This window comes from Pseudomonas sp. GD03862, from assembly GCF_029840855.1.
GTDB classification, from domain to species: Bacteria; Pseudomonadota; Gammaproteobacteria; order Pseudomonadales; family Pseudomonadaceae; genus Aquipseudomonas; species Aquipseudomonas alloputida.
In genome coordinates, this window is record NZ_JAOCDI010000001.1 from 68,409 (window position 1) to 89,843 (window position 21,435).

Annotated in this window: 19 protein-coding genes; 4 read left to right on the forward strand and 15 right to left on the reverse strand. The window is 58.5% G+C overall.

All coding sequences use genetic code 11. The features are described from left to right. Positions 1 to 176: 176 nt before the first annotated feature. The 8 genes from N5D53_RS00320 to N5D53_RS00355 all read right to left on the reverse strand — a co-directional run bounded on the left by N5D53_RS00320 (position 177) and on the right by N5D53_RS00355 (position 7,178). A complete protein-coding gene (locus N5D53_RS00320; RefSeq protein ID WP_108078664.1) occupies positions 177 to 992 on the reverse strand; it encodes a CoA ester lyase in 816 nt (271 codons plus the stop codon). After that, complete coding sequence (locus N5D53_RS00325; RefSeq protein ID WP_279839061.1) at positions 989 to 1,831, reverse strand: MaoC family dehydratase N-terminal domain-containing protein; 843 nt, start codon at positions 1,829 to 1,831, stop codon at positions 989 to 991. Before N5D53_RS00325 ends, N5D53_RS00320 begins: the two co-directional genes overlap by 4 nt. A gap of 13 nt (positions 1,832 to 1,844) precedes the next feature. After that, complete coding sequence (locus N5D53_RS00330; RefSeq protein WP_279839063.1) at positions 1,845 to 2,774, reverse strand: FAD-binding protein; 930 nt, start codon at positions 2,772 to 2,774, stop codon at positions 1,845 to 1,847. Next, positions 2,774 to 3,523, reverse strand: a complete 750-nt coding sequence (locus tag N5D53_RS00335) for an electron transfer flavoprotein subunit beta/FixA family protein (protein WP_279839066.1) — start codon at positions 3,521 to 3,523, stop codon at positions 2,774 to 2,776. The genes N5D53_RS00330 and N5D53_RS00335 overlap by 1 nt, the downstream gene beginning before the upstream one ends. A 53-nt stretch (positions 3,524 to 3,576) precedes the next feature. Further along, complete coding sequence (locus tag N5D53_RS00340) at positions 3,577 to 4,773, reverse strand: CaiB/BaiF CoA-transferase family protein (RefSeq protein WP_279839068.1); 1,197 nt, start codon at positions 4,771 to 4,773, stop codon at positions 3,577 to 3,579. A 55-nt stretch (positions 4,774 to 4,828) separates the two neighbouring features. Continuing rightward, positions 4,829 to 5,992, reverse strand: a complete 1,164-nt coding sequence (locus tag N5D53_RS00345; RefSeq protein ID WP_279839070.1) for an acyl-CoA/acyl-ACP dehydrogenase — start codon at positions 5,990 to 5,992, stop codon at positions 4,829 to 4,831. A gap of 71 nt (positions 5,993 to 6,063) precedes the next feature. Continuing rightward, positions 6,064 to 6,660, reverse strand: a complete 597-nt coding sequence (locus N5D53_RS00350) for a thiamine pyrophosphate-dependent enzyme (RefSeq protein ID WP_220633668.1) — start codon at positions 6,658 to 6,660, stop codon at positions 6,064 to 6,066. Continuing rightward, positions 6,648 to 7,178 carry a thiamine pyrophosphate-binding protein gene (locus N5D53_RS00355; RefSeq protein ID WP_047602690.1) on the reverse strand — a complete coding sequence of 177 codons (531 nt, stop codon included), beginning with the start codon at positions 7,176 to 7,178 and terminating at the stop codon, positions 6,648 to 6,650. The genes N5D53_RS00350 and N5D53_RS00355 overlap by 13 nt, the downstream gene beginning before the upstream one ends. 488 nt (positions 7,179 to 7,666) lie before the next feature. Here N5D53_RS00355 and N5D53_RS00360 point away from each other — a divergent pair, with 488 nt between their 5' ends. The 3 genes from N5D53_RS00360 to N5D53_RS00370 all read left to right on the forward strand — a co-directional run bounded on the left by N5D53_RS00360 (position 7,667) and on the right by N5D53_RS00370 (position 11,712). After that, on the forward strand, positions 7,667 to 8,959 hold the full coding sequence (locus N5D53_RS00360) for a dicarboxylate/amino acid:cation symporter (RefSeq protein WP_279839078.1): 1,293 nt from the start codon (positions 7,667 to 7,669) through the stop codon (positions 8,957 to 8,959). A gap of 183 nt (positions 8,960 to 9,142) precedes the next feature. Continuing rightward, entirely contained in the window at positions 9,143 to 10,066 is a 924-nt protein-coding gene (locus tag N5D53_RS00365; protein ID WP_279839079.1) for a LysR substrate-binding domain-containing protein, read from the forward strand. A 275-nt stretch (positions 10,067 to 10,341) separates the two neighbouring features. Further along, a complete protein-coding gene (locus N5D53_RS00370) occupies positions 10,342 to 11,712 on the forward strand; it encodes an MFS family transporter (RefSeq protein ID WP_279839081.1) in 1,371 nt (456 codons plus the stop codon). A gap of 529 nt (positions 11,713 to 12,241) precedes the next feature. Here N5D53_RS00370 and N5D53_RS00375 read toward each other — a convergent pair. From N5D53_RS00375 to N5D53_RS00405, 7 genes are all read right to left on the reverse strand, one after another. Next, on the reverse strand, positions 12,242 to 13,594 hold the full coding sequence (locus N5D53_RS00375) for an OprD family porin (protein WP_279839083.1): 1,353 nt from the start codon (positions 13,592 to 13,594) through the stop codon (positions 12,242 to 12,244). Positions 13,595 to 13,787: 193 nt separating this feature from the next. Continuing rightward, on the reverse strand, positions 13,788 to 14,942 hold the full coding sequence (locus N5D53_RS00380) for an acyl-CoA dehydrogenase family protein (RefSeq protein WP_047602694.1): 1,155 nt from the start codon (positions 14,940 to 14,942) through the stop codon (positions 13,788 to 13,790). A 77-nt stretch (positions 14,943 to 15,019) separates the two neighbouring features. Then, entirely contained in the window at positions 15,020 to 16,369 is a 1,350-nt protein-coding gene (locus N5D53_RS00385) for an MFS transporter (RefSeq protein WP_273255270.1), read from the reverse strand. Positions 16,370 to 16,441: 72 nt separating this feature from the next. After that, entirely contained in the window at positions 16,442 to 17,287 is an 846-nt protein-coding gene (locus N5D53_RS00390; RefSeq protein WP_279839089.1) for a fumarylacetoacetate hydrolase family protein, read from the reverse strand. Positions 17,288 to 17,305: 18 nt separating this feature from the next. Next, positions 17,306 to 17,518, reverse strand: coding sequence for a biotin/lipoyl-containing protein (locus N5D53_RS00395; protein ID WP_047602697.1), 213 nt, complete (start codon positions 17,516 to 17,518; stop codon positions 17,306 to 17,308). A gap of 28 nt (positions 17,519 to 17,546) precedes the next feature. After that, positions 17,547 to 19,079: an acyl-CoA carboxylase subunit beta gene (locus N5D53_RS00400; protein ID WP_273255272.1), complete on the reverse strand. Its 1,533-nt coding sequence runs from the start codon at positions 19,077 to 19,079 to the stop codon at positions 17,547 to 17,549. Further along, positions 19,076 to 19,852: an enoyl-CoA hydratase/isomerase family protein gene (locus tag N5D53_RS00405; RefSeq protein WP_273255273.1), complete on the reverse strand. Its 777-nt coding sequence runs from the start codon at positions 19,850 to 19,852 to the stop codon at positions 19,076 to 19,078. Before N5D53_RS00405 ends, N5D53_RS00400 begins: the two co-directional genes overlap by 4 nt. A 185-nt stretch (positions 19,853 to 20,037) precedes the next feature. Here N5D53_RS00405 and N5D53_RS00410 point away from each other — a divergent pair, with 185 nt between their 5' ends. Then, the gene (locus N5D53_RS00410) at positions 20,038 to 21,426 is read left to right on the forward strand and encodes a biotin carboxylase N-terminal domain-containing protein (protein ID WP_279839095.1); all 1,389 of its coding nucleotides are present in this window, start codon (positions 20,038 to 20,040) and stop codon (positions 21,424 to 21,426) included. The last annotated feature ends 9 nt before the right edge of the window (positions 21,427 to 21,435 follow it).

The following is a 21,435-nucleotide window of genomic DNA, read 5'->3' on the forward strand; positions in this document are numbered from 1 at the left end:
AACCTCGAAAGTGCGCGCAGCACCCGGCAGAGCAGGCGCTTGCAGTGGCGCCGGGGCCGGGATGTACCAGTGAGCAGATACATGGGGCACCTCTCTGGATAGGTGCCCCCGATACCGCTCACCGCTGCGCGTCAGAACAGAGGTGGTGTGCGGTGCCGGGAGCGATAACGGAGGCTTCAGCCGGCTTGGAGCAGCATGGCCCGGGCGCGAAGGATCACGGGCGCGTCGACCATCTGGCCATCGAGGGTGAATACGCCGGCGCCAGTTTCAGCTTGTTCAACCACCCGCTGCGCCCAGTCCAGCTCGGCAGCCGAGGGCTTGAGCGCGGCGTGAATCACGTTGACCTGACCTGGATGGATGCACAGAGCGCCGGCAAAGCCCATGTCCCGGGCGAAACGCACCTGGCGCTGCAGCCCGTCGGTGTCCTGAATGGCAGGGAACACGCCGTCCAGCGGCGCGGCAAGCCCGGCGACACGGCTGTGCAGCAGCACCGCATAGCGGGCATGGTCCAGTACCTGTTCGGCAGCGGCACTGCCAGTGTTCAGCCCGAGATCAAGGCCCAGGTCCAGGCTGCCGAACGACAGACGGTCGACGCCTGGCACCGCCGCCAGGAGGGGCAGCGCGGCAAGGCCCTTGGCACTTTCGATGATTGGCCATACCGCTTTGCCAGTGGCATGGGCACGTTCGATCTGGCCGACGGTTTCCGCTTTCGGCAGCAGGATGCCAACGACGCCGGTGTGGCGCTGACACAGCGCCAAGTCGGCCTCATGGGCCCAGTGGCCCGGCGCGTTGACGCGCACAAGCACTCGGGCCTGGGGTCGATCGCTGAGAAACTGCTCAAGGTTGTCGCGCGCCTGTTCCTTCAGCGCCTCTTCAACGGCATCCTCAAGGTCAACGATGACTCGATCTGCGCCACTGACCAATGCCTTGGGTATGCGCTCTGGGCGGGTAGCTGGCACGAACAGCGCGCTGCGTACGATCTCTGCGTTCATGGGCGTACCCCCTGGACGAATTCGATTTCGCCAAACTGCGCCTGACCGGCCTGATTACCCGCCCAGACCTGCGCCTTACCGTCACCGGTCAACCGCCCGCCGACTTGGAACGCATCCGGGCAGATCAGCGGGCGCACACCGCGATAGCTGAAGCGGCGGACGTTCAGTTGCGGGTTCGCGCGCACGAAGGCGCGCAGGTTCAGGGTAGCGATCAGTGGACCGTGGACCACCAGACCCGGGTACCCTTCGGTTTCGGTGACGTATGGCCAGTCGTAATGGATACGATGTCCGTTGAAGGTCACCGCCGAGTAGCGGAACAGTAGCGTCGGATCTGGCTGCACGCTTTCGCTCCAATCGCCGTGGGGCATCGGCTCGGTGCCGCCAAGCTTGGGCGGTGAGGGCTCGCGGTAGACGATGTCCTGCTCTTCAACAAATGCCCGCTGCCCGTCCTGTACATATTCATGCTGCACGGTGACGAACATCAGGGAGCCGGTGCGCCCGTGCTTCTCCTCGACATTGAGGATGGTCGAGCGGCGGGACACCTGAGCATCGATCCGCAGCGGGCGGATGAACTCCAGGCGCCCCCCGGCCCACATGCGGTTGCGGTTGTCTGCCGGGGGCAGAAAACCGCCCCGCGCCGGATGGCCATCGCCACCTAGGCCGACCGCTTCGACAGGCTCTTGGAAAAACGCCCAGTGCCAGAGTGCGGGTAAGGCATCACCAGGGGCGGGTGCCGGCTCGCTCAAAGTGGCAGCTATGCGCTTGACCAGGTTATGGCTGATGCAGTCATGGACAGTCTCGCTACGGCCAATCCATGTTTGGGGTGCAGGTGTACTCATTTTTTATTGTCCTTTACAGCGTCGAAGTCAGTTCCGGTACGATCTCGAACAGGTCGCCGACCAAACCGTAATCAGCTACCTGGAAGATAGGTGCTTCTTCATCCTTGTTAATCGCGACAATGACCTTGGAGTCCTTCATGCCGGCCAGGTGCTGAATAGCGCCGGAGATACCCACTGCAATGTACAACTGCGGCGCTACGATCTTGCCAGTCTGACCGACCTGCATGTCGTTGGGCACGAAGCCTGCGTCTACCGCTGCGCGCGAAGCACCAACCGCAGCGCCGAGCTTGTCGGCCAGGCTATACAGGTGGCTGAAGTTTTCACCGTTGCCCATGCCACGACCGCCCGACACCACGATCTTGGCGGCCGTCAGTTCGGGACGGTCGGACTTGGCCAGTTCTTCGCCGACAAATGCCGACAGGCCTGCATCTGCAGCGCCTGCCAAGGCCTCGATTGGCGCGCCGCCGCCTTCTGCCGGTACGGCCTCAAAAGCGGTGGAGCGCACTGTGATGACTTTTACCGCAGCGCTGGACTGGACGGTGGCAATGGCGTTACCGGCGTAGATCGGACGCTTGAAGGTGTCAGCGGATTCGACCGAAATGATCTCGGAGATCTGGTCGACATCCAGCAGCGCAGCTACCCGTGGCAGGAGGTTCTTACCGTTGCTGGTGGCCGGGGCCAGCACATGGCTGAAGTCGCGACCTAGGTTGGCCACCAAGGGTGCCACGTTTTCCGGGAACTGATGGGCGTAGGCGGCATCATCAGCCAGCAGAACTCTGGTCACCCCAGTGCACTGCGCGGCAGCGAACGCCACACCGGCTGCGTCCAGTCCGGCTACGAGCACCACGATGTCAGCACCGATCTGGCGAGCGGCGGCTAGGGTGTGCAGGGTAGGGCCGGCAAGGGTGCGATTGTCGTGTTCAGCAACTACCAGAATGCTCATCAGATCACCTTCGCTTCGTTCTTCAGCTTTTCGACCAGTTCGGCCACCGATTTGACCTTGATGCCTGCGCTGCGGGCAGCCGGGGCTTCAACCTTCAGGGTCTTGTTGGTGGAGGCGAGGGAAACCCCCAGCGCGTCTGGAGTCACAGTTTCCAGCGGCTTCTTCTTGGCCTTCATGATGTTCGGCAGCGACGCGTAGCGTGGCTCGTTCAGGCGCAGGTCGGTGGTGACGATGGCTGGCAGGTTCAGCGCAACGGTCTGCAGGCCGCCATCGATTTCACGGGTGACGTTCAGCTTGTCGCCAGCGACTTCGACCTTGGAGGCGAAGGTGCCCTGGGCGTAGCCGGTCAGCGCGGCCAGCATCTGGCCGGTCTGATTGTTGTCACTGTCGATAGCCTGCTTGCCGAGGATCACCAAGTGCGGCTGCTCTTTGTCGACAACGGCTTTAAGTGCCTTGGCGACGGCCAGAGAGCTCAGTTCGTCAGCGGCTTCGACCAGGATGGCGCGGTCGGCACCCAGGGCCAGGGCGGTACGCAACTGCTCCTGGGCAGCGGTCGGACCGACGGAGACAACGACGATCTCGTTCGCGACGCCTTTTTCCTTCAGGCGTACGGCTTCTTCCACGGCGATTTCGCAGAAGGGGTTCATGGACATCTTGACGTTTGCAAGGTCGACGCCGGAGTTGTCCGCCTTGACGCGAACCTTGACGTTGTAGTCGACCACTCGTTTGATTGCGACGAGCACTTTCATAGGCAGGGATACTCTGTGTTTAAGCGATGGCAACGGGCGTGAAAAAAGAGGGGTCAGATGACCCCTGAAGCGCGCAGTTGCTGAATACGTTCAAGGGGCAGTCCGAGCCCGGTAAGGATGCTTTCGCTGTGCTGGCCCAGCGCGGGGACCGGGTCCATGCGCGGTGCATAGGCGTTGCTGGTGGCGGGCGGCAACAGGCTGGGTACTGAACCGGCGGCGGTGTCGATCCGCCGCCAGCGGTCGCGGGCCTGCAGTTGCGGATGGGCCCAGACACCCTGCATATCATTGACCTTGGCATTGGCGATGCTTGCCCCATCGAGGCGCCCGATGACCGTGTCGAAGTCCAGCGCAGCAAAGGCCTCGACGATCAGTCCGCGCAGCGCATCGCGATTGGTCACGCGCTTGAAGTTGGCGCTGAAGCGGTCATCACTGGCCAGTTCTGGTTGCTGCAGCACCTGTTCACAGAAAAGCTGCCACTCCCGCTCGTTCTGCAGGCCAAGCATGACTGTGCTCCCGTCACCTACCGGGAACGGGCCGTACGGATAGATGGTGGCGTGCGCCGCGCCGGCACGTGGCGGTGGTGCGGCACCTTCGTAGGCGTAGTAGAGCGGGTAGTTCATCCACTCCACCAAGGCCTCGAGCATGGACACTTCCACCTGGCTGCCGATGCCGGTCTTTTCCCGCAACAGGACCGCCGAAAGGATACCGGTATAGGCATACATGCCAGCGGCGATATCAGCGATCGAGTTGCCGGCCTTGGCCATCCCGTCTTCCCCCGGCCCACCGGTGACCGACAGGAAGCCGCCTTCGCTCTGAATCAGCAGGTCGTAGGCTTTTTTCTGTTCATAAGGGCCGCCCGCGCCATAGCCGGAGATATCGCAGACGATCAGCCGCGGGAATCGCGCGTGCAGCGCCTCGAAGCTCAGTCCCAGGCGAGCGGCCGCACCCGGTGCCAGGTTCTGCACCAACACATCGGCCTGCTCTAACAGTTGGTCGAGAATATCGCCGGCGATATCCTGCTTGAGGTCCAGGGCCAGGCTCTCTTTCGAGCGGTTGGTCCACACGAAATGCGAGGCCAGACCGTTGACCCGCTGGTCGTAGCCCCGAGCGAAGTCGCCACTGCCGGGGCGCTCCACCTTGATGACTCGGGCGCCCAGGTCGGCCAACTGGCGGGTGCAGAAGGGCGCCGCGATCGCGTGTTCGAGGCTGATGACGGTAATGCCGTCAAGGGGGCGTATGGGCTGGCTCATGCTGGTTGTCTCTCTTGTTATGGCAGGCCCCCGTGGTTAACGGGGGCGGTCCGGATCAGAACGAACGTGGCAACTCCAGGAGGTGTTCGGCCACGTAGGACAGGATCAGGTTGGTCGAGATTGGCGCGACCTGGTACAGGCGGGTTTCACGGAACTTGCGCTCGACGTCGTATTCGTTGGCAAAGCCGAAGCCGCCGTGGGTCTGTAGGCAGGCGTTGGCCGCCTCCCAGCTGGCCTTGGCGGCCAGGTACTTGGCCATGTTGGCGGCCGCCCCGGCGTTGCGCCCGCTGTCGTATTCGGCGCAGGCGCGCCAGCGCATCAGGTCGGCGGCTTCGATCTCGATATGCGCCTCGGCGATGGGGAACTGCACGCCCTGGTTCTTGCCGATCGGCCGGCCGAACACCTCGCGGTCACGGGCGTACTGACTGGCTTTCTCGACAAACCAGCGGCCATCGCCGATGCATTCGGCGGCAATCAGGGTGCGCTCGGCGTTGAGGCCGTCGAGGATGTAGCGGAAGCCTTTGCCTTCTTCACCAATCAGGCTACTGGCCGGGATTTCCAGGTTGTCGAAGAACAGCTCGTTGGTTTCGTGGTTCACCAAGTTGGCGATCGGCTGCACGCTCAGGCCGTTGCCGATGGCCTCGCGCAGGTCGACCAGGAAGATCGACATGCCATCGACCTTTTTCGTGACCTCGGCCAGCGGGGTGGTGCGTGCCAGCAGGATCATCAGGTCGGAGTGCTGCACCCGCGAGATCCACACCTTCTGACCATTGACTACATACTTGTCGCCCTGGCGAACGGCGGTGGTCTTGATCTTGGTTGTGTCGGTGCCGGTAGACGGCTCGGTCACGGCCATCGATTGCAGTCGCAGTTCGCCGCTGGCCAGCTTGGGCAAGTAATAGCGCTTCTGCTCTTCGCTGCCGTTACGCAGCAAGGTGAACATGTTGTACATCTGGCCGTGGATGGTGCCGGAGTTGCCGCCGCAGGCATTGACCTCTTCAAGAATTACCGAAGCCTCGGCCAGGCCCAGGCCGGAACCGCCGAACTCCTCGGGAATCATCGCCGACAGCCAACCCTCGTCGGTCATGGCTTTGACGAAGGCTTCAGGGAAGCCCTTTTCCTCATCGATCTTGCGCCAGTACTCGGCGGGGAAGTCGCCACACAGCGCACGCACACCCTCACGAATGGCATTGAGTTCTTCGTTGTTGTTGTCGTTCATCATCATTCTCCAAATCGGGGCGGGCCGGCAGCGTCATCGTGGTTCGGCCGCCGACCGGCCCTTTAACACGGTCAGATGGGCTGGAAACCCAGAGCAGCGCGGAAGCGGTTCTTGATGTAATGACCATCGCGCGGCGGCAGTACCCGTGGGGGGTTCTCGGCCTTGATTTTTACCGTCGCCAGCTTGACACCATCACGGGTGGCGAAACGCTCGCGCAAGGCATGTACACCGTCCATCTCACGGATTTCCTGAGTCCAGGAAAAACCGCAGGTTTCGGCGACCCGGTCCAGCTGGATGCCGAACCCGGCGTGGCTGACCTGCATGCCGGTCTCACCGAAGTGGCCGTTATCCAGCACCACGATGGTCAGGTTCTTGGGCTGCTGCAGGGCAACCGTGGCCAGGGCGCCAAAGCCCATCAGCAGTTCGCCGTCACCGGTGACCACCACCACGCTTTTGTCCGGCTGCGCATTGGCCAGGCCCAGCCCCACGGTGATGGCGCTGCCCATGGCGGCCCAGAGGTAGTAGTTGTTGTCGTGATCGCCCGCGGCCATCACATCATAGGAGGCCGAGCCCAGACCTGTGACCACAAGCACATCGTTGCGATCGGCGAGCAGGGTACGGACGACTTCACGGCGGCAGAGCACGTGGTTGGCGCTTACTTGACCCATTTCTTTTCTCCGATCAGACGCTGGCCAAGCAGCAGGGCAGTGGCGGCATCGCCATTGAAGGCCATGGTGGCGGCACCATGGAGAAGGGGCGCCACATCCTCAGGCTTGTCAGCGCGCCAGGTCATCACCTTCATCAGGTTTAGAGAGGCTTCGGTGGCTTGGCCCATGGGGTTCTGCCAGGCATTGAACTCCGCCCAGTCGCCGCGCATGGTCACCACCATCAAGAGTGGAAAACCGGCGCAGTTCTGCAGGGCAAGGGTGTTGATGCAGTTACCGACGCCGCTTGACTGCATCAGCAGAGCGCCGCGCTCTCCGCCCAGCCAGGCGCCGGCCAGGTAACCGATGCCTTCTTCTTCGGTGGTGAGCACAACGGCCTTGATATCAGGGTCGGCGTAGGACATGCGGATGGCTGCCGAGTGGCCGGCATCCGGGACGAACACGACGTGTTTGACGTCGTGGGCCTTAAGGACACGGAACACGTCCTCTTGCCAGTTCTGTTCAGCTTCTTGCGATGACATGGGTATCTCCCGGCAGTGCTGCTTTTGTTTTTCCACATGATGGGGGGAGTTGCTGTGCACGACGACTACCGTTTTTTTCTTTGAGATATGCCGGGTCGGCATAGGTTGGCCCGTGGGATGGCGGGTCAGCGTTCCGCGCGACCAGCTGCCGCATAAAGTCAGGCATGGCTCGCGCAGGAGAGGTTGCCTCTATAGAAAGCGGGCATAGCTGATAGACACATGCAGTGCTTATGGGCCGCAGGCGAAGACGTTAGGTTGTCCACTCGGTTGCGGCCGTGCCGCTGTCGAATCAAAACAACAATAAGATCGAGGGTTGTCCATGATGCTTCGTTACCTGCGCACACTCGCCGGGTGGCTCACTGCTGAGCCGCCATTGGCCGATACGCCATCCTCGCCCTGCCGGTTCCGGCACCTTGCACTGTCCTACTTCGTTCCGTAATGCACTGCTCAGGCGGTGACGGATCCTATTGCTTGAATACAGGTGCTCAATGAGACTCAAATTACCGTTGGCGGGCTGGATACTGCTGGCCATGTTTCTCGGCGTGGTGATCGGCTACGTCATTTTTCTCACCAGCCCGGACAAAGCCGCTGCTGCCCATACTGCCGGTTACATTTCAGTGATCTCGGACGTGTTCCTGAGGTTAATCAAGATGCTGATCGGGCCGCTGGTGTTTTCCACCCTGGTGGTGGGCATCGCCCACATGGGCGATGCCGGTGCGGTAGGCCGGGTGTTCGGCAAGGCCATGATGTGGTTCTTGACGGCCTCCCTGCTGTCGCTGGCGGTCGGTCTGATGATGGCCAATATCCTGCAGCCGGGGCTGCATCTGGCGCTGCCCTTGCCGGACGTCAGTGAAACCACTTCGCTGCAGACCTCGGCCTTTACCCTCAAGGCCTTTGTCACCCACCTGGTACCCAGGTCATTCGCCGAAGCCTTGGCCAACAACGAGATCCTGCAGATCGTGGTGTTCTCACTGTTCTTTGGGGTCGCCCTGGCGGCGCTGGGGGAAAAAGCCAAGGGCCTGGTACGCCTGACCGATGAACTGGCGCAGGCCATGCTGCTGATCACTGGCTACGTCATGAAGCTGGCGCCCTTGGCTGTCATGGCGGCCATGGCTGCCACGGTGGCAGTCAATGGCTTGTCGATCCTGGCCACGTTCGCCGTGTTCATGCGCGACTTCTATCTGGGCTTGGTCTTATTGTGGGTGTTGCTGGTGCTGGCCGGGGCGATGTTCCTGGGTCGGCGGGTGTTCGCCTTGCTGGCACTCATCAAGGAGGCGTTTCTGCTGGCGTTCGCCACAGCCAGTTCCGAATCGGCCTATCCGAAACTCCTCGCGGCGCTGGACCGCTTTGGGGTCAGCCGCAAGATTTCCAGCTTCGTGATGCCCATGGGTTACTCCTTCAACCTCGACGGCTCGATGATGTACTGCACCTTTGCCGTGCTGTTCATTGCCCAGGCGTACGGTATTGAGATGACCCTCGGCACGCAAATCCTCATGCTGCTGACCTTGATGCTGACCTCCAAGGGGCTCGCCGGGGTGCCTCGGGCATCATTGGTGGTGATTGCCGCGACGCTTGTTCAATTCGATATTCCCGAAGCGGGGCTGCTGCTGATTCTGGGCATCGACACCTTCCTCGACATGGGGCGCTCGGCCACCAACGCCGTGGGTAACTCGATCGCCACTGCGGTGGTTGCCAAGTGGGAAGGGGAGTTGCAGGAGCCGGACGTGCAGTCGGCCCCCCCGCGCGCCACTGCCTCGGGCGCAGAACGGCCAATGGTTTGAGGTCAACGCTTGCCCCACGTTTGAAGTATCCATCTAGGCTGGCCTCACCCCGGGGCCAGCCCGCTCCGTATCAAATGGGTTCTAACTGCTATGCTCAAATGCTATAGCTGGTGCCCCAGGCCGTCTTTAGACTGTCAAATACGCCGCTCCAGCGGCACTCCCTTCCCTGCAAGTGGTTGATCGATGGACGTAACGCAACTCAAAACCCTGATCCATGTGGCGGAGCTTGGCAGTTTGAGCAAGGCGTCGGATCGCCTGCACGTGGCGCAACCGGCATTGAGCCGGCAGATCCGGCAGTTGGAAAAGGAACTGGGCGTCTACCTGTTCGAGCGCCACGGCCGTGGCATGGAAATCACCGCAGCGGGGCTGGAGGTGCTTGAGCGGGCCACCCGAATCATGAATGAGCTGGAGTCCATTCGTACCTCGGTAGCCGGCGGGCGTGCGGCCTTTCGCGGCATGGTCGCCATCGGTACCACGCCGACGATCGCCGAGATCGTCACGGTTCCGCTGGTCAAGCGCATCAGCGATACCCACCCGGATCTCTCCATCCGCTTTTCATCGGCTTTCAGCGGCTATCTGCTGGACTGGTTGCAGCGGGGCGAACTGGAACTGGCCATCTCCTACGATCCGCAGCCCCTGCATACACTGCGCATCGAACCGGTGATGATGGAAAACCTGGTACTGGTTGGCCCTCCCGATTCTGGGCTGAATCTCGATAAGGCGGTCCCTTTCGCACAGTTGGCCAGGGAACCGATGGTCTTACCCAGCCCCCGTCACGGGCTACGCAAGATCATGGACCAATGTGCCCTGGAGCGCGGCTTCAAGGTCAGCACTAGCGTCGAGGCGGATTCATTCGGCGCGATGATCGACCTTGTGCGCAATGGCTTTGGTTACACCGCGTTGCCCTTGGCCTCGATCTACTCGCGCTTGAACGACGGCACGCTATGCGCGGCACCGCTGGTAGACCCTACGCCCATGCGAAAACTGGTGCTGGTGCTGCCGGCCGATCGCCAGGTGAGCCCGGCTACCCGCTATGTCGGCCAGACTTTCGTCGACATTGCCTCGGAGCTGGTGGCCGAAGGTATCTGGGCTGGGCATATGCTCTGACGCAGCGAGCTATTCAATTGAGGCATAACTGCTAGAGGGGACCGGGTCTGGCCGCTATCCAGGTGAGGGCGTAGCTTTGCTCGGGAATAAAAGTCAGTGCGCTTTCGCTGACTTGTAAAATAATAGATCCCAGAAGGTACCCCCCCATGATGCGCGTTTCATCGCCTTGCGTTTTGTCGCCCGCTTTTTCCCACCACGACTCCAAACCGATCAATCGAACGTAAACCGACGCTGTCGTTCCTGCCTTGCGTTTGCCTTAGATCTGGAGTTACCCCATGCACGCCAACAATAACAATCCCGCTGCGCCTGATATCCGCAACCTGACCAACCGCCAACGGATCCGCGCCATTCTCGGTGCCTGCTCCGGCAACCTGGTGGAGTGGTACGACTTCTTCATCTACGCCTACACCTCGATCTACTTCGCGGCCTTGTTCTTCCCTAAGGGCGACCAGACCACGCAGTTGCTGGCGACCGCCGGAATCTTCGCCGTGGGCTTCTTCATGCGTCCGTTGGGCGGGTGGATCTTCGGCTACCTGGCCGACACCCGTGGTCGCAAGTTCTCCATGATCATCTCTGTGTTCCTGATGTGTGGCGGCTCGCTGATGATCGCCGTATTGCCCACTTATGAGTCCATCGGCATGGCAGCACCGGTGCTGCTGCTGGTAGCCCGCTTGATGCAGGGGCTCTCGGTCGGTGCTGAATACGGCACCGGGGCCACCTACATCAGCGAAATTTCCCGCAAGGGCAAGCGCTGCTTCTTTGGCTCGTTCCAGTACTTCACCATCATCGCCGGCCAGTTGCTCGCGCTGTTGACGGTGGTGGTGCTGCAAAATGTGCTGCCAATCGAGGAGCTCAAGGCCTGGGGCTGGCGGATTCCGTTCTTCATCGGTGCGGTCAGCGCGCTGGTAGTGGTGTACCTGCGCCGCTCGATGCTTGAGACCGCCCATGCCCAGGGCGCAAAACACAAGGAAGCCGGCTCGATCAAGGCACTGATGAAACACAAGAAAGCCGTGCTGCTGACCATTGCCATCACGGCCGGTTGCTCGCTGCATTTCTACACCTTCTCCACCTACATGCAGAAGTACTTGGTGGTGTCGGCCGGCTTCGACCCCTCGACGGTCAGCTTCATCATGACAGCCGCACTGGTGGTGTTCATGTGTCTGCAGCCGGTGTTCGGGATGATGGCCGACCGGATCGGCTCGCGTAACAGCATGATTGCCTTCGGCCTGCTGTCGAGCCTGTTGATCGTGCCGTTGCTCACGGGCCTGAAGAGCGTCAACAACCCGTACGAGGCTTTCGCGCTGGTCATGCTCGGGCTGCTGATTGCAGCGTTCTATACGCCGGTGACCGGCGTGCTCAAGGCTGACCTGTATCCCGCCACCGTGCGCGCACTGGGGGTAGGTTTGCCTTATGCACTGGGCAATGCGCTGTGTGGCGGCACGGCCGAGTACGTGGCGCTGTCGTTGCGTGGCGCAGGGGTAGAGTCGTATTTCTACTACTACGTGGCGGCCATGAGCGCCATTACCCTGCTGGCTGCCGTGCTCATGCCTGACTTGCGCAAGCATGGTTACCTGGATGGCACCGGTGCGGTGGAGGAGCACACCGGCCTGCGCAGTGGCCCTGCGTACTCCAACGCTCGGGGCTGAGCTCGGGCCCGGGCAGCCTTGGTGGTTGCCCGGATATCTTCATGATCGTACTGCCCGGTGCTGCAGCGTCCTCAAAATGCTCGATCGATTGCTGGAGGAGGGGAACGAAGCTTTGGCACATGAACCAGCCGCATTTGAGCTAGAGCGGAAGGGAATGAAAGCTGAGCGAAGTACACTTTCGGGCGACTGTATTGTCCGCTCGGCGGCAGCCTTGCAGCCAGAGGGCGTAACCATCCAGTGGCGAGAGAATCGACTCAAGCTGGCAAGCCAATGGTCTCGTCTACATCCAGAGCTCGAGTTTCGGCATAGGCGTAGAAAGTCTGGATCGCGCGCAGATGTGAAGCTGCCGTAAGTAAGCGCAGTACCTCCGCTTGGATAGAGTGAACTGCGCCAATCGCGAAATGGGTGGAACGCCCCAAAGTCCCATATTCCTTAGGCCAAACTGTTGCCGCTGACCGAAAACCGACCCAGTTTCGCCCGTTGTGATGACTGAACCCCTGAATGGCTTGGGCGCTCATGGCGCCCGAGCTTAGAAAATGTTGATTGGAAACTCGGTGATCAGCCTAACCTCATCGATGTCAATGTACCTGTAGCCGCTGGTTGCGCGGTGAGTCGATTGCCTTAGGCGAAATGACATATCGCGCGCCGGCCCGGACTGGATCACGTACTTGATGTCGGAATTTCTCTCCCAATGCTTGTTGTCCTTGTCGGTGTCATACACGTATCGAGCGGTGTAGTAGGGGTTATGACTGTGCGAGTTATCCATTCCATCCCCCCTGACATACCTGGTCATAAAGCTAAGCCCTGGTATGCCTAGAGCTGCGAAGTCGTAATCGTACCTCAGTTGCCACGACCTCTCTTTCGCTTCCGTGAACGTTGCGTACTGAACCGCGTTGCCTATTGTGATGGTGCCGCCCATGGTGCCTAACCCGACCCAGTCTAAGGGTTCGTCACCGTTGATCCTCTGGTGAATGACTGAGAGCGTGTGGCCACCGGTGGTGTAGGCAGTGGAAAATGACCAGGAGGTATTGTTTATAGGCCCCGCGAGACTTTTGCCATAGTTCAACGTACGGTAAATGTTGAAGTCGAAAGCTATTCTTTGGCCTTCGTCAATGGCGTAAGTGTATTTAGTGTTGCCATAGTATTGATGCCAGGCATCTTCCAGCTGACCTGCATAGAGGGCTAGCGATAGATTTCCTTGTTGGTAGCGGCCACCAATAAAACTAGCTGAGTCATAAGTGATCGCAGTACCTCCACGTTTGAGGGCGTAGTCGGTTGTGAATTTATCGTCGCTGTTGGAGGAGTCAACCCCGGTCTGTTTCGTGTAGTGGCCTGCCTCCAGGGTGAAATTGTCAAATTCGTTGACGTTCAACTGAAGCCCCGTGGCGGCGCTGGGAAATAGACGAACAGTATTCACTGCCAGGACAGGTGTCATTGGCATCTGTTCGCCGTACTTCAGCGTACTTTTTGATGCTCGAAGCTTCAGAGCGGCACCAACCCTGGAGTACTCATCGCCAGGCTTGCCATCGCCGTCGATGGGTAACAGTCGCAAGCCTGCGGTACCGCCTCCTGCGCTAAACTTGAGGCCTAGGATTGCATTGGCATCTACCCCAAGACCGACTGCTCCGGGTGTAAAGCCGGACTGAAAATCCAGAAGAAAGCCTTGGGCCCACTCCTGTGCGTATCCATTTCTTTCGTTAACGGGCTTGAAGGCGTTTGTCCCGGTGGCACTTGAACTGCCGTTACGGAAATCTCGATGGAAGAAAAAATTCTTATGGGTAAGCCGGAGTTTTGCATCATCAAAGATTGGGTATTCCGCTGCATTTGCCTGAAACGAAGAGATGCAGAGAGCGCCCATCAGCATTGTGCAATGGCGTGACATTTTATGTACCTTCCTTATTGTTGTTGTTTGGAGAGGTAACGCATTTTTATGAGGATTTTATGGCCAGGAATTGTCGTTTGAGTTTGCTAATCCATTAGTGTGCGCGTGCGCAATATCATGCAGGCATGCACGCATGCCTGCGGCATTGAGGTTGTAATAACGACCCTCTAGTACCCAAATTTAGGTTTTGATCTCAAAATGATCGAGGCAACTCGAGCCAGCGTTCACCCAGCAGGTTTGCCAGCATGTCATCGGTCAGTGGTGCAAAAGAGTAGAGGCGGATATCTCGATAGTAGCGTTGCATCGGATATTCCAGGTCAAAGCCTGCTCCGCCCATCGACTCCATGCCAACCCTCACCGCTTCGTTGGCAGCTTTGCTGGCGGCAAGCTTTGCGATGGCGCTGGAAACCTCGATGTGTTGATGACCTTGCTCCTCCGCAATCGCAGCCATTTGGGTCGTGAGCCATGCCTGCTCTAGTGCGACACCGGCATATACCAGCCGATGCTGCAGCGCCTGGAACTGACCGATGGGCCGTCCGAATGCTTTACGATCTTTGGCGTACTCGACTGCCAGTTGCTGAGCGCCTCGACCAATGCCAACAGCGACCGCAGCGGCGTTCAGCCGCTCAGCGTTGAGCGTGCTCAATACTTGGATGAAGCCCTGATCTACTTCGCCCAGCACTGCGTCATCCGAGAGCTTTACGTCGTCGAAGGCAACAGAGCAGGTGTCGTAGCTGTTGATAGCGAAGGTATTGATCTCTGTTGCCGAAACGCCAGGTGCTGACTTATCGACGAGGAACATGGTTACGCCGCGCGAGCGGTGGTCGCCGGTGCGAGCGAGGACAATGAGCAGGTCTGCGTGGATCGCGCCACTGATCCAATATTTGCCACCGGTTAGTCGCCAACCGTCATCGACTCGCTTGGCCTTGGTGCGCATTGCCTGCAGGATGTCAGTGCCACCACTTTCTTCAGTCAGGCAGAACGATGCTTTGATCTCGCCGGCGCAAAGTCTCGCCAGGTACTGATCTTGCTGCTGTGGCGTCCCGTATTGGCTGAGGAGTCGAGTAGCCATGAACTGAACGACGCCGAAGACTGCCATGGAGGTTGCCCTCCGACCTAGCGCCTCCAAGGTCAGAACTTGGAGCTTAGGCGTACCACCGGATCCTCCAAATTCTTCGCCAATACCCACGCCCCAGACGCCGAGCTCAGCCAGTGCTTTATGCAGGTCGAAATCAAATTTCTTGGCATTATCCAGCTTCTGTACATGCTCAACAGGTGCAACCCGCTTGATGGTACCTTCCACTGCATCGCAGAACAGTTGCTCTTCTTCGGATAGGTTCAAAAACATCCTACTCTCCTGGGCTTCTTATTGGTTGCAAAGGAGCCGGGGCTATGTGCCTTCCCGGCTGCTGGAGTGGAAATCGGTCAGTCAGGCTTACCGACAGCAAGGGCATGCTTAGGCATGAGCGTGAGCATGCAGAGCGCTGCGATCACCATGATCATGCTGATCGCATACATGCCCGCGTGATCCTTACCCGTCAGTTCGCGCGCGAGGCCTATGATCGAGGGCGCTGCAAAACCACAGAGCGAGCCTAGCGAGCTGACCAATGCAATCCCAGCCGGCGCGCTTTTGCCTTTGAGGTATGTCGCTGGAATTGCCCAGCAGACGATGATTGCCCCACTGAACCCGAACGCTGCTCCACCCAATAGGGCCAGGGACAGGGGAAGGGAGGTAGAAAGGGTAGAGAGGGATAGCATTGCTGCCCCGAACAAGATGCTGATGCAGTAATGCATTCGTCGCTCGCGTCGCAGGTCAGAGCTGCGACCGATCAAAATCATCCCAAGGGCGGCGCAGGTAAAGGGGATCATTGCGTAGAGCGAAATATGGGTGATGCTGGAAACGCCGAGCTTTTGGATAGTAGTCGGCAGCCAGAAATTGAACGCGTAGGTGCCGAGAGCAGAGCTGAAATAGAGGAATGCCAGGACATACACTTTCGGGTCGGTGAGAGCGCTGAATATCGCCTCGCCACTGTGTGGGTTGACTGCTTCTGGGTCGAGCGTTGACTTGTCATGAGCCATGAGCTCTTGATGTAAAGCCTTCTCCTCGGTGCTGAGCCAGTGCGCCTGCTCGGGTTTATCGCAAAGCAAAAGGAAGCATGCGATCCCGATGAAGATGATGGGTACAGCTTCCAGCAAGAAGAGCCACCGCCATCCCGCCAGGCCAGAAACACCATTCATTGACTCCATGATGATGCCTGAAATTGGGCCGCCCAGGATGGGGGCAACAAGCGTGGCAAGCAGAAGGGTGCCGGTCACTCGACCGCGCATATAGCTTGGGAACCAGTAGCTCAGATAGAGAATCACGCCTGGGAAGAAGCCAGCTTCAAAGATCCCAAGCAGCAAACGCAAGATGTAGAGCTGCTGGGCGGTTGTGACAAGCATGGTGGCGGCCGATGCAAGCCCCCAGAGCACCATGATTCTCGTCATGGTTTTTCGGGCGCCTATCTTGTCTAACAGCAGATTGCTTGGGATCTCAAATAGGGCATAGCCGATAAAAAAGATGCCGGCCGCAAAGCCGTATTGGCTTTCCGTCAAGCTTAGGTCGGGGAGCATCTGAAGCTTCGCATAGCCGATATTCACCCGATCAAGGAAGGCGAAGATGTAGGCGACAAAGATCAGAGGGATGACGCGCAGTGCTATTTTTCGAAAAAGCACACGATTGATTGCGGTTGCTTCAGCAAGGCTCCAGCTGGAGGCGTCGATCGTCGATTTCATGGTGAGTCCAGTGTTGTTATTGTGCGGACTTCGAATGAAAGGCGCGCGTGGACGCCTTTCACCATTTAGGTCTTACTCAGCATTGACGGTATTTTTGAGTGTCCCGATTCCCTCCACTTCAACTTCAACAACATCACCAGGTTTCATCCAGAGTGGCGGGGTACGGAATGCACCCACACCACCGGGGGTTCCAGTCGCGATCACATCCCCCGGCAAAAGCTCGGTGAACGTTGAGATGTACTCGATCAACTCAGGAATTTTGAACAGCAGATCGTCAAGACCTTCACGCTGTACTACCTCGCCGTTCAATCGCGTTTCCAGGACGAGGCTGTTGATATCGGTGATTTCCTCCTTGGTGACGAGCCAAGGGCCAAAGCTACCGCTCCCGACAAAATTCTTTCCCGCAGTGAACTGAAGGGTGTGTCGCTGCCAGTCACGAATAGATCCGTCGTTGAAGAGGCTGTAACCGGCTATATGCTGCAGAGCGTTCTCTTTTGAGATGTGCCGACCCGCTTTGCCGATCACGATCGCCAACTCACCCTCAAAGTCGAAAGCGGTGGATGCCTTGGGCTGGATGAGTGGCTGGTCGTGCCCAACCTGGGCGCTCGCGAATCGCGTGAACAGGGTGGGGTGCTTTGGTACTTCGCGGCCAGTCTCGACAATGTGCTTGAGGTAGTTCAGGCCAACGCACAGAACCTTGTCGGGATTTGGAATGACTGGAAGCCATTGAGCCTGTTCTACGCTCAGAACCGGCGCGTCGCGCAGCGCAGCGAGTTCAGCTAAACCGTCACTGGACTCTAGAACGGAGCGCAAATCGGAATAACATTGACCGAGCACTGCGCCGGCGTCCGAAACGGTGTCGCCATCAACGACACCGTACGAACTGCGCCCGTCATAGAGGAAGGATGCAATTTTCATGGACAAAATCTCTCAGGACTAACCCAGGACAATGAGAACGTGCCCGTCGTCGACAGTATCGTTTTCTACGACCTTGATCTCTTTAACGACGCCCGAGTCATCGGCCTCTACCGGGATCTCCATCTTCATGGATTCCATGATGATGACTTCATCGCCGAAGTTGATCTCCTGCCCCACCTGAACGTTGATCTTCCAAATGTTGCCGGCCATGGGTGCTTTGATTTCGCTCATCAGCTAAATCCTTTCTAATTGTCTGGGGTTAAACCGGGTAGATGCCGTTGCGGCGATCGATGCGAGGAATTTCACGGCGGCTGTACAAGGCAAAGCGCTTGATCAGCTCGTCACGCAGGTCGTCCGGATCGATAACCGCTTCGAAGGAGAATTGATCCGCAGGATCGAACGCGTTGATGTCCTTGGCGTAGGCCTTCTGCTTCTCATCGATGAACGCAGCTCGCGCTTCGCCTTCCAGGGCCTGGATCTCGTTGTAGTGGATGGCGTTGATGGCAGCCTCTGGGCCCATCAGAGCCGGCATTGCACCAGGCAAGGCGAGCTGTGCGTCTGGCATGGTCGGACCACCCGACATACCCAGGTAGCCACCGCCGTAACCTTTGCGAACCATGACGGAGATTCGAGGCACCTTCGCTTCACAGACCGCATGCAGCAGCTTGGCGCCGTGACGGATGATCCCCGCTTTTTCTACGGCGCTACCGATCATGTAGCCACTGATGTCCTGCAGGAAAAGCAGTGGAATATTGAAGGCGTTGCACGCCCAGATGAAACGGGTAGCTTTGTCTGCGCTGTCGTTGAACAGAACACCGCCTTTGTTCTTCGAGTTGTTCGCGATAATGCCGACAGGGCGGCCGCCCAGGTAAGCAAACGCGGTGTAGATCTCTTTGGCAAAGAGTGCCTTCACCTCAAAGATCGAGCCTTCGTCGACTAGCGATTCAATGAGCTCTCTCACCTCAAACGGACGGTTCTGGTCTGCAGGAACGATTTCGGTAATCGAGCGTTTGGAGGACGGCTGTTTTGGTTCGCGCAGAGGAGGAAGCTGGCTGTTGTGGCTTGGGAAGAAGCGGAGGTAGTCAGCAGCTGCCTTGAGTGCTTCTTCTTCATTTTGAGCCAGGTAGTCGCCGAGCCCGCTCATGGCGCAGTGCATGCGAGCACCGCCCATTTGCTCTTCGGTTACCTTTTCGCCGATTGCCGCTTCAGCCAGGCGCGGAGAGCCCAGGTAAGCAGTTGCCTGTTTGTCGACCATGATGACCAGGTCGCACAATGCTGGCACATAGGCAGATCCGGCAGGTGATGGGCCGAACATGACGCAGACCTGGGGCACTACACCCGAGATTTGCACCTGCGTGTAGAAAATGTTGCCCCATGCGATCCTTCCGAGGTAGCAATCGAACTGGCTGTCGATACGAGCGCCAGCACTGTCCACCAGGTAGATGATTGGCATCTTGGCATCGACAGCAATTTCTTGCATACGGACGATTTTGCGGAAGGTGTGGTAGCCCCAGGTGCCCGCTTTGACTGTCATGTCGTTTGCGATGACAGCGACTTCTTGGCCGTTGATCTTGCCAATTGCCGTTACCACCGCGTCGCCAGGCATGCCACGAGATGCGCCAACCAGCAGACCGTCCTCAAGGTATTCACCGTTGTCGAAGAGGATGTTGAGACGATCGCGGACCAGGATCTTACCTTGAGCCTGGTGTTTTTCTTTTGCTTTGTCTGAACCGCCGGCGCGTGCAATTTCGACGCGACGTTGCAGTTCTTTTACGTTTTCGTAGCCGCTCATGCCTTCACCTCTTTCTTGGCAAAAAATTTCTCGATACCGCGACGTAGCTCTTCGGAGCACATGAACGCAGGGCGCAGGCCGCGGGCCAGCTCCAAGCCTTCAATCAGGCCAACGGACGAGATTTTGTTGAATGCGTGCTTGCCCCGACGGACAGTGGCAGGCTCCAGATGTGTGAAGGTTTTCACCAGCTGGTCTACCAGAGCGTCGATTTCATCAGCCGTGGAAACCTGATTGACGAGGCCCATGCGATAGGCCTCCTGAGCATCAATAGTGCGACCGGTAAGGGCCAAATCCAGGGCGTTGCGCTCTCCCAAACGCCCTAGAAGCGCTGGAAGAATGAAAAGCGGGAAGAGGCCAATTTTCACTTCCGGAGAGCCGAACTTGGCACCTTCGGTGCAATAGGCAAAGTCGCAGGCAGCGACCAGGCCGCACGCGCCAGCCATTGCGGGGCCGACGACGCGGGCAATTACTGGTTTGCTCAGGGTCGGAATTACGCTGAATAGGCGCTGCCAAGGTTCACCTGTTTCCCACAGCTGAGTACCGCCTGCGTCAACAGTGGCAAGAAACTCGTCGAGATCACCGCCGGAGGAGAAGCAATCACCTTCACCTGTGATGACGATGACTCGGATGTCCTGCTCACCATCCAGCTGTATCAACGTATCGACCAGATTGCTGGCAGTCGCGGTGGCAATCGCATTTCGCTTGGCAGGATTGCTCAGGATGATGGTGGCGCGTGGGCCTTGGCGCTCGACCAGGAGCTGCGTTGTGCTCAAGGGATTCTCCTTTTTGTTTTACTAACCGTTGTTAGTTTTCGAGAATATAGCTAGGCTTTGTTTCCAGCACAAGCCTGGTCGTCGTTTTTCAGCTTTCCGTCGCGATGCCCATAGATAGCGGCGCGCAAGCAGAGACGGACGTATCGATGCTAGTGACTTACAACTGTTAGTTTTAGGAGATGATCGTGACAGAACAAAAACTACTGATCGCGAATCGCGGCGAGATCGCATGCCGGGTGATTCGCTCCGCCAAAGCTCTCGGAATTCCTACCATTGCGGTGTATTCCGAAGCAGATGCCGAATCTCAGCACGTGAAGGCTGCAGATGAGGCGTTTCTCATTGGCCCGTCCAAAGCGGCGGAAAGCTATCTAGATGCGGAGAAGGTGTTACGAGTTGCCAAAGAGAACAGTGTAACGCTGGTACACCCCGGCTATGGCTTCCTGTCTGAAAACACCGATTTCTCCGACGCTTGCGCTGCTGCCGGTATTACCTTCATTGGCCCAACCGCAGAAGTGATCAAGGCAATGGGGGACAAGCAGCGCTCCCGTCACTTGGCCATCAAGGCGGGCGTACCTGTGCAACCCGCGGCAGAGAACGTTACTGCCGAAGATCCAGAAACGCTGATCAACGCCGCCCGAGTGGTGGGTTACCCGCTCCTGGTTAAAGCGTCAGCTGGAGGTGGCGGTATCGGGCTGAAACCTGTTCACTCACCTGCTGACCTGGTTGAGGCGGTCGCTGCAACACAGCGTATGGCTGAGCGTGCTTTCGGCGACGGTACCGTCTTCCTGGAGAAGCTGATTGAAAGTGCTCGCCACATCGAAGTGCAGGTATTTGGCTTTGGCAACGGTGAGGCTGTGCACCTCTTTGAGCGCGATTGTTCGATCCAGCGCCGCTACCAAAAGGTGCTTGAAGAGTCTCCCGCGCCGAACGTGCCGTCGGATGTCCTGGCGCACATGGCGGAAGCTGCCGTAAACCTCGCCAAACTCTGCCGATACGATGGTGCCGGTACCGTAGAGTTTCTCTACGACGACAAATCGAAATCGTATTTCTTCCTTGAGATGAATACGCGTATTCAAGTAGAGCACCCTGTCACGGAGGCTGTGACTGGGGTAGACCTGGTTGAGGCTCAAATTCGTCATGCGCTGGGGGAGGGCGTGGAGGCTGAGCTGAAGCAGCAATCGATCAAGCGCAATGGGCACGCCATTGAGGCCCGTCTCTACGCGGAGTCTCCTGAGAAGAAATTCATGCCTGCTCCAGGCCTGATCGAAGCGCTCGAGATGCCTCAGGTCGAGGGCGTTCGGATTGATGGCGGGTTCGTTGCCGGTGATCGAATCACGCCTTTCTACGACCCGATGATCATGAAAATCATCGCGCATGGGAAAGACCGTGCAGAGGCAGTTTCTCGCCTCAAAAAAGCACTTTCCGAGCTCAAGATTTCCGGCCTGAAAACCAATCGTCAGTTCCTGCTCCGCGTGTTGGCTGAACCTGCGTATCTCGAAGCAAAGGTTCACACTCGCTTCATTGATGAGCACAGCGAAAGCCTGTTCGCTGTCGCCGCAGAACAACAAGCTTAAGAGGAGATC